Annotated in this window: 10 protein-coding genes and 1 pseudogene; 7 read left to right on the top strand and 4 right to left on the bottom strand. The window is 37.9% G+C overall.

The annotated features are described in order from the left end of the window. Nucleotides 1-39: 39 nt before the first annotated feature. A complete protein-coding gene (locus PVV60_RS02915) occupies nt 40-1,116 on the bottom strand; it encodes a polyprenyl synthetase family protein (RefSeq protein WP_273723056.1) in 1,077 nt (358 codons plus the stop codon). Nucleotides 1,117-1,296: 180 nt separating this feature from the next. Here PVV60_RS02915 and PVV60_RS02910 point away from each other — a divergent pair, with 180 nt between their 5' ends. From PVV60_RS02910 to PVV60_RS02880, 7 genes are all read left to right on the top strand, one after another. Then, entirely contained in the window at nt 1,297-2,085 is a 789-nt protein-coding gene (locus tag PVV60_RS02910) for a tRNA1(Val) (adenine(37)-N6)-methyltransferase (protein WP_273723010.1), read from the top strand. 191 nt (nt 2,086-2,276) lie between these two features. Further along, nucleotides 2,277-3,125, top strand: coding sequence for a S49 family peptidase (locus PVV60_RS02905; protein ID WP_273723008.1), 849 nt, complete (start codon nt 2,277-2,279; stop codon nt 3,123-3,125). 237 nt (nt 3,126-3,362) lie between these two features. Next, on the top strand, nt 3,363-4,271 hold the full coding sequence (locus PVV60_RS02900) for a 4-(cytidine 5'-diphospho)-2-C-methyl-D-erythritol kinase (protein WP_273723007.1): 909 nt from the start codon (nt 3,363-3,365) through the stop codon (nt 4,269-4,271). Between the two features lie 165 nt (nt 4,272-4,436). Beyond that, entirely contained in the window at nt 4,437-5,111 is a 675-nt protein-coding gene (locus tag PVV60_RS02895) for a ribonuclease HII (RefSeq protein ID WP_404977291.1), read from the top strand. Further along, nucleotides 5,108-6,070, top strand: coding sequence for an L-threonylcarbamoyladenylate synthase (locus tag PVV60_RS02890; RefSeq protein ID WP_273723005.1), 963 nt, complete (start codon nt 5,108-5,110; stop codon nt 6,068-6,070). Before PVV60_RS02895 ends, PVV60_RS02890 begins: the two co-directional genes overlap by 4 nt. Before the next feature lie 2 nt (nt 6,071-6,072). Beyond that, nucleotides 6,073-7,482, top strand: a complete 1,410-nt coding sequence (locus PVV60_RS02885) for an FAD-binding oxidoreductase (RefSeq protein ID WP_273723004.1) — start codon at nt 6,073-6,075, stop codon at nt 7,480-7,482. A gap of 144 nt (nt 7,483-7,626) precedes the next feature. Beyond that, nucleotides 7,627-8,154 carry a DUF6101 family protein gene (locus PVV60_RS02880; RefSeq protein ID WP_273723003.1) on the top strand — a complete coding sequence of 176 codons (528 nt, stop codon included), beginning with the start codon at nt 7,627-7,629 and terminating at the stop codon, nt 8,152-8,154. 716 nt (nt 8,155-8,870) lie between these two features. On the opposite strand, the pseudogene PVV60_RS02875 reads toward PVV60_RS02880, so the two are convergent. The 3 genes and pseudogenes from PVV60_RS02875 to purD form a co-directional block, all read right to left on the bottom strand. Beyond that, a pseudogene (locus PVV60_RS02875) lies at nt 8,871-8,954 on the bottom strand (DNA-binding protein); the annotation flags it as partial. 208 nt (nt 8,955-9,162) lie between these two features. Continuing rightward, nucleotides 9,163-10,329 carry a site-specific integrase gene (locus tag PVV60_RS02870; protein WP_273723002.1) on the bottom strand — a complete coding sequence of 389 codons (1,167 nt, stop codon included), beginning with the start codon at nt 10,327-10,329 and terminating at the stop codon, nt 9,163-9,165. Between the two features lie 595 nt (nt 10,330-10,924). Continuing rightward, nucleotides 10,925-12,199, bottom strand: coding sequence for a phosphoribosylamine--glycine ligase (purD, locus tag PVV60_RS02865; RefSeq protein ID WP_273723001.1), 1,275 nt, complete (start codon nt 12,197-12,199; stop codon nt 10,925-10,927). Nucleotides 12,200-12,218 lie beyond the last annotated feature (19 nt).

Below are 12,218 nucleotides of genomic sequence, written 5' to 3'. Positions count from 1 at the left end.
ATTACGTTGTTGAGAAATACTGCTATTCTTGCAAAGAATTCAGTTTACACGCGCAATACAAAATTCAACAGTCTCAACGAGAGCATTGTAAGCAAGGTTTTTGTTCATGGGAACAAGAGAATCAATTGCATGTTTTCCATAGATACGTGCTTGTTCTATTGTATCTGTGATACTATCGTACTTTTCTATTAAGTGTTGAGCGTATGCGAAGGCTTCATTATTGTTATTGCCATCTTCAAGTGCTTGTTTCCAGAATTTTTTTTCTACTATATTCCCACGTTCATATGCGATAATAACAGGCATTGTTATTTTTCCTTCTCTAAAATCATCCCCTATATTTTTTCCTAAGTTTTGAGCACTACCGCTATAGTCAAGTGCGTCATCAATCAATTGGAAAGCTAAACCTAAAGATGACCCATATTTACGTAATGAAGAGCGCTCTTTATGTCCATAGCCAGCAACAATCGGTCCTACTTCAGCAGCCGCTGAAAAAAGTGCAGCTGTTTTTGCATTGATGATTTTGAGATAGTCTGAAGGGCTGGTTTTGATATTTTTTGCAGCAGAAAGTTGCATAACTTCTCCTTCAGCAATAATTGCAGCAGCATTCGCTAGGACAGAGAGCGCTTCTATGGAACCGACATCAACCATCATTTTAAAAGCTTGCCCCAACAGAAAATCACCAACAAGTACACTTGCTTGATTTCCCCAAATCATCCGTGCTGTAGATTTGCCACGTCGTAAATTACTTTCGTCAATCACATCATCGTGTAGTAATGTTGCTGTATGCATAAATTCAACAGCTGTTGCGAGTTTTATATGCCCGTCACTTTGATAACCGAACATATGAGCAGAAGCGAGCGTAATCATTGGGCGTAATCGCTTTCCACCTGATGAAATAAGATGGTTAGAAATTTCAGGAATCATCTCAACCTCTGATTTGGCCATAGAGAGAATAAATTGATTTACGCGCTCCATATCTTTTTGAGTAAGATTGACAAGAGATTGAAGAGAAATTTGATTATTTCTTATTTGTTCTGGTTTGATAGCTGCACTCAATGTGTTTACTCCTAGAGTATTGCAATGGACATATATAAAATTTACTTTATTCATTAGCATAAAGGGGGTTTGGTTTTGACTCAAGCTTTTGATGGCTCTTTGAAGTGTAAGCTTGGAATGTTATTGGCAAGAAATATTTTTTAGCGAGTGTAATCTTGTTGTTATGACATAATAAAAAAATTTAAAATAGCAGCTGAATGGCAAAAATGCAGTTTATAAAGGTGAATATTAGGCTTTTAAATGGATAAAGCAGCGAATCACACTGGTGAAACAATTGACAGTTTTCACCGTGGGAAATTTTATTTGGTTCAACCCCATAAACATGGTCATCGTTCTGGAATGGATGCGATGTTATTAGCCAGTTTGGTTCCCACTAATTTAAAAGGTAAGGTTGTTGATTTAGGGGCGGGCGCTGGCGCTGCAGGGTTGGCTGTTGCTTCGCGTTGTCCGAAAATTCACGTTACATTGGTTGAACGCTCATCTTTTATGGTATCGTACGCTCAGAAAACACTTATGCTAAAGGAAAATGAAAAGCTTGCTGACCGAGTTTGTTTGCTAGAAGCAGATGTTACCTTTAAAGGGAATGCCCGTATAAAAGCAGGTTTGATAGATAATAGCTTTGATTTTGCGATTATGAATCCACCTTTTAATAATCCTACTGATCGCAAGACACCTGATAAACAAAAATCTGAAGCACATGTTATGTCTGAAGCGATGTTTGATCACTGGTTGCGGAGTGCAGCAGCCATTGTTAAGCCAGGTGGATACTTAGGGCTCATTGCGCGTCCACAGTCGCTGACAGATATTTTGCGTGCTTTAGAAGGGCGTTTTGGTGGTATTTGTATAATTCCTGTGCATGCCCGTACGAAAACAGCAGCAATTCGTCTTTTATTTTATGCAAAACGAGGAAGCAGAGCAGCTTTATCTATTTTACCGGCATTGGTTATACATGAAGGTAATGACCATACTTTTTCACCACGGGTTGATGCAATTAATAATGGATATATAAGCTTGTGGGAACTTTTCTAATAATATCTTGTATTTTTTAGTTTATTATTTAAAGTCCAAACTTTGTTATTAGGGAGGTTTAACCTTGGGTGAAGTTATATTTCTGCTTGTAATGTGGGGATTGATTGGCGCTTTTGGATATTATCGCGTTCTTCCTTTTTGTTGTCCTTGCCTATTTAATTATTCTTAATTTATAAGGAGATTTTGTTTTGATGGATGTTATTAAAAGTTTTATTCCACGCCGTTTTTTTTCCGATAAACTTGAAATTCCTGTGGTGCGCCTTCAAGGAGCAATTATGGATTCATCAGCGTCTATATCCCGCACCCTTTCCCTTAGTAGGTGTGCAAATCTTTTAGAGAAAGCTTTCGCACACAAAAAGTCACCGGCTGTTGCACTTATTATTAATTCTCCTGGTGGTTCACCTGTACAATCGCATTTTATCTTCAAACGTATTCGTGACTTGGCAGAAGAAAAAAATAAAAAGGTACTTGTATTTATTGAAGATATTGCAGCATCCGGTGGTTATATGATTGCTTGTGCGGGGGATGAAATTTTTGCAGATCCTTCTTCAATTGTTGGTTCCATTGGAGTGGTTTCAGCTTCCTTTGGTTTTCCGGAACTTTTGAAGAAAATTGGTATCGAACGGCGTGTATACACAGCAGGAAAGAACAAAGTTACATTAGATCCATTTCAGCCAGAAAAAAAGGCGGATATCGAACATTTGAAATCTCTCCAACTTGAAGTGCATCAAACTTTTATCGATTTGGTTAAAGAACGGCGTGCTGAAAAATTATCAGATGATTCGAATCTCTTTACAGGAATGTTTTGGAGTGGAAAACAAAGCGTTGAGCTTGGTCTGGTTGATGGATTGAATGATGTACGTTCTGTTATTAAGGAGCGCTTTGGTAATGATGCAAAACTTCGGCTTATTATGCCTCCAAAAAGTTTTTTAGGACCTAAAACGCCTTCAGGAGTGACGGCACATACGATTTATACAGTCGTTGATAGTGCATTGATGGCAGCAGAAGAGCGAGCACTTTGGCAGCGTTATGGTTTGTGATGGAAAGGATCATTCAAGCCAGAGAGATTTTTGTCTAAAAACAGATGCTAGAAGAAAAAGGGCTTGAAATAATACGAATGAGAGCATGTCGTTTATTTTGTATGAGAACTCTTTATATTTATTTTTGTTTAGAAAACGATTAAGAATATCTCAAGCTGTTTGTAGAGCTTGTGCTAAACGTATGGATAAAAGGGGGAAATTTGTAAAAGAACCCTATGCAGGTGAATATTACGTCATATGATATCAAATGTACAAGCTTCGTTCCAAAGACATTCCTATTTATTTACACCTATTAAATTGAATTTAGCTCTACATGTTGTGGGGCAACGTGCTGATGGGTATCATTTAATAGAAAGTTTGGTTTATTTTAGTCTTAACGGCGATTGTCTACACTATGCACCTTGTGAAAATAATCAGTTTGTTTTGACGGGACCGTTTGCAAAAGGCCTTGTTTCTCATTTAGACAATTTGGTTATTCGCGCACGGGATTTTATGCATAAGACTTTTCCGGAATGTGCTCAACCTGCTTTTTTTCGGCTTGTAAAAACATTACCTGTTGCTTCAGGCATTGGTGGTGGCTCAGGTGATGCCGCTGGGGTTATAAGCATGTTGCGTCAACAGTGGAATCTTGATTGCTCTTTTGAGAAATTAGCAAAAATGAGCTTAGTTCTTGGTGCTGATGTTCCCATGTGCCTTTGTGCATTAGAATATCAGCAACCGCTTTTGGTCAAAGGAATTGGTCAAGAGATGATCCAACTAAAAGGAGCCTGTTCTCTTGCAATAGTATTGGTTAATCATGGACAAGAGATTTCAACACAAACTGTTTTTAAAGCGTTAGAGAAGCGTCATAATCCTTCTTTAAAAATTAATACAGACGCTTTAAAGAGTGTTGATTCATTGGTTGAAGCTTTACAAGAAACGCGTAATGATCTTTTTTTTTCTGCATTAAAAATAGCACCTCAGTTAGCTGAAGTGTTATCTATATTAGATGAATGTGGGGCTCTCTTTTCCCGTATGTCTGGAACGGGAGCAACTTGCTTTGGCATTTTTAAAAATAAACAAACAGCGCAACAAGCAGCTCTTTTTATCAAATCAATGCACCCAAATTGGTTTGTAAAACCGATCATGACTTTAGGAAATATCTGATAAATAAATATAAAAGCTTTTATTTCGTTATGATTTTATTATACACAATGAAAGAGGGTAACCAAAGAAATGTATTTTTTGTCTTTTGTGCAAGAATTAGCAGCATGTTTAAAGAGCCATTTAAAACTGTAATGCTTCCAAAAAATGATCAGGTTACAGAAATAGATGTATGTTTGTTGTATTTGTGATTTATCAAAGATGTTTAATGTTCCGCTTCAACCAAATTTTTCGTGCGAATTGGATTTGCAAAAGCAGGGTTTTGTTCATATAGCAGGTGTTGATGAAGTAGGACGGGGGCCTCTCGCTGGACCTGTGGTAACGGCAGCAGTCATCTTGGATAAAGATCATATTCCTAATGGGTTAAATGATTCAAAAAAACTTTCTTTTCTCCAACGAAATAGACTTTATCATGAAATTTTGCAAAGTGCATTAGCGGTTTCAGTCGCTAGTCTTTGTGCTCGTACAATTGATCAATCTAATATTAGAAAAGCAACTTTAGAAGCAATGCGTCGCTGTATTATAGGATTAGCCATTCCAGCCCACTATGTCCTTGTTGATGGACGTGATATTCCTTCTGAGTTGTTCTGTCCTGCAATGGCGTTGATTAAGGGCGATCAGCGTTCGGTTTCAATTGCAGCCGCATCTATTATTGCAAAAGTAACGCGTGACCGGATGATGGAATGTGCAGGACAAGTTTATAAAGGGTATGGTTTAGAGAAGCATGTAGGTTATGCAACGCTAGCGCATCGCACAGCTCTTGATAAATATGGACCAGTTATAGGGTTACATCGTTATAGTTTTGCACCACTAAAAGAGTGTTATAGAAATGATGTGTCATGACGATTCTACCACTCAATAGTGCTTCAATAAGAGAGGCAATAGTGCTTCTTAAACAAGGGAAGTTAGTAGCGTTACCAACGGAAACTGTTTATGGATTAGCGGGCGATGCAACCAATGGGAGGGCAATTTCTTCTATTTATTCTACAAAGGGTCGTCCGCAAATTAATCCTCTTATTGCGCATGTCAGCGGCATCGAAATGGCGGAACGTTATGTTAAAATTGACTTTCTTTCACGCCAATTAATGGAGGAATTTTGGCCAGGGCCTTTGACATTGGTTTTGCCTTTAAAGGAACAGCATAATATCCATCCTTTAACAACCTCTGGTTTGAATACCTTGGCTGTTCGTTTTCCAAACAGTCGTTTTGCAGAAGTGGTACAACATTTTGGCCGCCCACTTGCTGCTCCTAGTGCAAATCAATCGGGGCGTCTTAGCCCTACTTCAGCTGAGGCTGTTTTTGCATCTTTGGGGGAATCTGTTCCTTTGATATTGGACGGAGGACCTGCTAAAATAGGACTGGAATCAACGATTATTAAGATTTGTGGTGAAAATATTTATCTTTTACGTCCAGGGGGGCTTGCGGCTGATAAAATTGAAGAAGTTGTGGGGAAGTCTTTAAAACGGATAGATCAAAGGGCGGCGATTGAAGCTCCAGGGATGTTAAAGTCGCATTATGCTCCCAATGCCACGATTCGTTTGAATGTAGAAAAGGTGGAAAATGGTGAAGCGCTTTTAGCGTTTGGTTCAAAGCGCGTTATGGGAGCTGAAAATGCCGTTTCTATTTTAAACCTTAGCGAAGATGGCAAGTTGGAAGAAGCAGCCTCTCATTTATTTCAATATATGAAGGAATTAGATTCATTTAAAGTGAGATGTATCGCAGTAGAACCTATTCCATCATACGGATTAGGGGAGGCTATCAATGATCGTCTTATACGGGCTGCAGCTCCAAAGGAGAAATGAATATGGAGCAGGAATTAATTGAGGGGTTTAGAGAAATTGTTGGTGCTAAGCATGCTATAACAGATCAAGCGTTGATTGCACCGTATTTGCTTGAAGAGCGTGGGCTTTTTCATGGGAAAACACCTTTACTTTTACGTCCATCTTCTTGTGCAGAGGTCTCATCGATTATGCAGTTAGCGAGCAAAACATGTACACCGATTGTGCCACAGGGTGGAAATACAGGGCTTGTGGGGGGGCAACAACCAGATGAAAGAGGAGGGGCCGTTCTTTTATCAATGGAGCGATTAAATAAGATTAGAGCTATAAATCTTGAAGGAAACTTTGTTGTTGTAGAGGCTGGTGTTATTTTACAGGATTTACAGAAAAAAGTGGATGAATCAGGTCGTTTTTTCCCTCTTTCTTTGGCATCTGAAGGTTCTTGCCAAGTAGGAGGAAATCTTTCGACGAATGCTGGAGGGACAGCTGTTTTAGCTTATGGCAATATGCGTGATCTTTGTCTTGGGTTGGAAGTTGTTTTACCAGATGGCCGTATTTTAGATGATTTGCGTTTTGTTAAAAAAGACAATAGCGGTTACGATTTGAAAAATCTTTTTATTGGTGCAGAAGGCACATTAGGTGTTATAACTGCTGCAGTTTTAAAGCTTTTTCCGAAACCCAAAGAAATATCTGTTGCTTTGGTGGGATTGTATAGTCCGGTGAAGGCTTTAGAGTTTTTGTCTCTGGCTCAGGAATATGGAGGAGGGATGGTGACAGGTTTTGAGCTCATGGGAAATCTCAGTTTACAAATGGCTTTAGATTATAAGATGTGTGAGAAGCCTCCACTTCAGCGGAAACATGAATGGTATGTATTGATTAATATTTCATCGTTGCAAGGCAATGGTGAGGCATTATCAGTATTGAGTATTATTTTAGAAGAAGCTTTAAAGAATGCGGTGATAGAAGATGCAGTTATTGCACAATCTTTAAAACAGCAGGATTTTTTTTGGCAATTACGAGAAAGTATATCACCGGCACAAAAGTTAGCAGGAGGGTCCATTAAGCATGATATTGCAGTCCCACTTGCTTCTATTCCTGATTTTATTGCTGAGGCGGCACTTATTGTTGAAGATATTGCTCCAGGAGCACGGGTGATTTGTTTTGGACACATGGGCGATGGAAATTTACATTATAATGTTACACAACCTGTAGGCGCTGATACGACGGTGTTCTTGCAGTTATGGTCAAAAATGAATCATCGCATTCATAGTTTAGTGATGGACTATAGAGGTGCATTTTCTGCTGAGCATGGAATTGGTCAGCTTAAGCGCGAAGAACTTCGTTCTTTTAAATCGCCTGTCGCATTGGATATTATGCAAGGGATTAAAAAAACGCTTGATCCTTTAGGGATAATGAATCCTGGAAAAGTATTATAATTCAAGAATGGTGATCATGTATTTTTGTTTAGATTTTAATAACCAAAAAAGAAACCAGTTGTTTTTTATTCAAACTTTTAATAATCCAATGAGAAAAAGCTGCTAAAGGGTGTATGTTATTTAAGATAAATTGGGATAATGTATATGGCTAATCAATGCTTTAATCAGGCAAAAGCGGTGCTTGAATTTCGGTTGGATCCGTGCCATTTGCCACAAACAACAACATATTTTTCATCTAAAACGGGTAATCAGGTTATCTGTTCGTTAAATGAGCGCGGTGTTTCTTTTAAAACGGATATGCCTTCAAGCTTATCGCATTTAATACCCCCTTATCATTTCCAAGGAATTGCAGCACGTACCGTAAAAACACGTTCAGGAGAAAGAGCTGTTGCGTTAGAATTACTTCATGCCGATGAGGAAGCTTGTATACCGCTGTTGGTTTCCAGAGATTTGAATAATGTTCTTCTGGATTGGCGATTATGGGCGGATACTTATGGTCTCCCCATGCTTATGATCAATGAAGATAATCGCATTCTGGTTGTAAAAGATCGTTCTGATTTACATCGATTTTTTGGTACAACAGCACATTCTAAACAAAAGCGTTTTTTACTTCGTTATAGCAATCCGTTAGGCTTGCGTTTGGTGATTTCGAATCGAATTGCACTCCAGTAATATTAATATGCATTCATTTTTGTACTACCATAAGCATTTATCTTGTTTTACTGTAAAACATCGTTGTTTGGAGCGGTAATATAAAGCATGTAAACCTCACACATGAAGTGTTTTTAGAGGATATGGCGAATATTCTTAAGTTTGCTTTTTCATCTTTGTGTAAGTGAAGCATAGGAGTGGGAAGCAAGAGAAACCCGCTCAATGAGAATCCAGATGTTACAGATGGGATTTGGTGTGACTTTTGGTTCTTTAAGGCAAAGAGGAAGTCAATGATTGTAAACGAGAGTTTTTTTGACACCATACATTGGTAGCAGGAATCGGTTATATTAAACGCTTTTTTCGGAGGGGTAAAAACGTAACAATAGAAACCGTTTTTTGGCGGTGTATTTTTTTGTTTTTGCCACATCATTAAAACACCAGCAGATTGCTGGAAGTGTTTTTGAATTTTTTTATAAATCATTTCTCCATGTTGAATGAGAGCTTTGAATATTTACAAAATATTCTTATTTGATCTCCCTCTTATAATCAAAATCATTTTCTTGCACGTTATAAGAAGGGTTATAGTGTGGATAAAAATCATTAAAAAGAGTAAACACTCTATAATAAAGTTTTTAGATAGAAAGAGTTATCGTAACATTGAGAGTTGGAAAATACAAAGATGGTATCGGTTTTTATCTTTATTCCAGAAAGATGGCAGAATGGATTTATACTATTTGCAGGTAGTGTCGTAATGTTGATACACTCATATGAAGCAATTTTGCACTTTCACGGTCTGTCAAAAGAATATCATTTTCTGTCATACTAAAATCCTTTCATAATAAAAAATGGGAACAAATCATAACTATTTATTAACCACATTTTTGTTCATTTTTGAAGGTATTTTATTTATAGAAAACAATATTTTATCATATAATTTCTGATGTGATAATTTATGAGTCTTATTGAGAAAGAATGAGAGAGAAGAGAGCAAAAATTATCCACAGATAATGGGGTTATGCACCCCATATCTTAAGATTGACCCGTGACATATGCCGCCCATTTATCCATATAGACACGGCGCTGTTCTAGATAGTCAGTACGACGATAGGCACGTTCTACTTTACCGCCAACTGTATGACTTAGAATAGTTTCAGCGACCTCATAGGGGGCATCAGTTGTTTCAGCAAGCCAATTGCGTAAACTAGAGCGAAATCCATGGGGGCAGGATTCAAGTCCAATACGTTTCATATATTGTGACATGGAACACTCAGCAAGCGCACCCCGACCGGTTGCAGAAAAAAAGAAACCATTGCGAGAAAGCAAGCGCGCTTGTTTTAAAATTTCTAATGCTTCTGTTGATAGAGGGACGCGAAACTCTTCTGTAGTATCACGTCGACCTTTCATATTCTCAGCAGGAATTGTCCATATATCCCCATCAACTTGATCTTTATGAATATGACGTAAAGGATAAGTACGAACTCCTGTCAGAATAAGTAAACGCAAAGCCAATTGTGTTAGGGTTGATGCTTCGCAAAGTGTTTTATAAAAAGCCGGCACATCTTTCCAATCCATTGCAGGTAAGTTTTTGACCTTATGACGTTGTTTACCTAAGAGAGCACGTGCTTTTTCTGTTGCTTGTAAATCAACATCCAAACCCAAAGCAGCCGCATGTTTGAGACAGAGATTAAGACGTATCAATGCTGTTTGGGCAGTTCTCGCTTTTGTATGCCAAATAGGGGCAAGTGTATTACGTATTTCTGTTTGTGTAATCTCTGACACAGGAAGACAACCTAATTTAGGGAGAATATGAAGTTGTAAAGGCGAAAACCAATGTCCATCTTTCCCATCCCCTTTTAATTCAGCTTTACGAGTTTCAAAAGTATCCAAGGCAATATCTTTTAAGTAATGGAGATTACTTATTGCCTCACGCTTTTGTTTTTCACGTTCTTTAATGGGGTCACGCCCTTCACGTAAAACAGCACGCCATTGCATTGCACCTTCACGGGCTTGTTTTAAAGAAACATCTCTTAAAGCACCCAAGACCATTTCACGACGACGACCATGAAGGGTATACCGTAAAATCCATTGAGCACCTCCATCTTTACGCTTATGAAGTAACAAGCCGGCACCATCGTTATATTTGCCAGCCCCCAATGTTGCGACAGCCCTTGCATTAAGACGGTTCATAAGAGCCATTTTTAGTCCTTTCTTATATAAATTTTATCCACACACTTATCCCACTTGTTATGTGCAAATGAGTGGTTTTAGTTGATTCAACATAAACAGCTTTGAAATGAGAGAATCTTACGATATTCGAGACTCTCATTCAACATACAAAACAGTGAATTATCATTATAAATCAATGCTTTGTAATGCGAGTGACGAGCATGAGAGATATTGTTTAAGAATCTGTACGTAAATAACATCAGTATCTTTTGGGGGCATTTTATTTTTCGTAAAAGCGGAATTTCATTAAAAACGCGATAAATAAAAGAAATGATAATATATATGTTTTTCGTCAAGATTTTATAAGAAAGAAAGCGTTCATAAAAATGATGAGAAAATGCGTTTAAAGTAAATAAAACAGTAAAATGATCAGTTTATATGACAGTATCATATTCAGAAAATTTTCCTATTTTATTATGAGTAGTTATCCTATTTACAATATTTGATTGTTCAAAGGAAAGCACTCATTTTTTCAAAATTATGATCAACGTAAAACAGTGAGAAAATTTTTATACTATGCTCTTATATAAAATAATCAAATCGTAAAAAAGAATATTCAAAGGATTTAGTTTTCTCGCGCAATGGCTCTCCATCCGATATCACGCCGAACAAAACCTTCTGGCCAATCAATACAATCAACAGCTTCATAAGCACGTTTTTGTGCATGCGTAATCGTGTTTCCTGTTGCTGTTATGTTGAGAACACGTCCACCATTTGCAATGAGTTCTCCATCACGCAATACTGTACCAGCTTGAAAAACTTTCACATCGGGAAGAGTGTTTACTTTATCAACGTTACGGATGACAGTACCTTTTTGGGGAGAGTCTGGATAACCATTGGCAGCCATAACAACGGTGAGAGCAGTTTTTTTAGACCACCGAAGAGGCTTATTTTCAAGTTTTCCTTGAGCTGCAGCAAGAAAAATTGGCAAAATGTCATCTTTGAGACGCATCATTAGAACTTGACATTCAGGATCACCGAATCGTACGTTAAATTCAATTAATTCTGGTCCTTTTTGCGTTATCATTAATCCGACGAAGAGAATACCTTTAAAGGGGGCGCCCATTTCTTTCATGCTTTTTAAAGCTGGTTCAACAATTTCTTTAAGGGTACGATTCACTATTTCTTGGGTCATGATGGGCGCTGGTGAATAAGCACCCATCCCACCGGTGTTTGCTCCAATATCCCCATCACCTACACGTTTATGATCTTGAGCAGATCCAAAAGGAAGAGCAATTTTACCATCACAAAGGCAGAAGAAGCTTGCTTCTTCACCTTCAAGAAAAGATTCTACAACAATTTTATTTCCTGCATCTCCAAATGCACATTTGAAGCAGGCATCGACTGCGTTAAATGCTTCTTCCATAGTTGTTGCAACCACGACACCTTTGCCAGCTGCTAAGCCATCAGCTTTAATAACAATGGGAACACCTTGTTGATGAATGTAAGCTTTAGCTTTAGAGGCATCATTAAAGCATTGGTAACTTCCTGTAGGAATGTTATTCTTACGACATAAATCTTTCGTAAAAGCTTTTGAACCTTCTAGTTGAGCAGCTTTTTGAGTAGGACCAAATACACAGATGTTAGCGCTATTAAGAGAGTCTGTTATACCCGCAACCAATGGTGCTTCTGGTCCTACAATCACAAGATCAATAGAGTGTGCTTTACAAAAATCAATAACAAGGGGATGGTCATCAATGTTTAAATTAATATTTTCACCAAATTCTGTTGTTGCAGGATTTCCAGGAGCACAATATAACTTTGTTAGAAGTGGTGATGCAGCTATTTTCCATGCTAAAGCATGTTCTCGTCCACCTGAGCCAATAAGAAGAATATTCATTGCTTGCTCCTCTCATAAA

The organism is Bartonella sp. AU18XJBT, from assembly GCF_028618595.1.
Taxonomy (GTDB): domain Bacteria; phylum Pseudomonadota; class Alphaproteobacteria; order Rhizobiales; family Rhizobiaceae; genus Bartonella.
The sequence above is the reverse complement of the archived record's forward strand: the minus strand, read 5'-3'. Positions and strand labels throughout refer to the sequence as shown.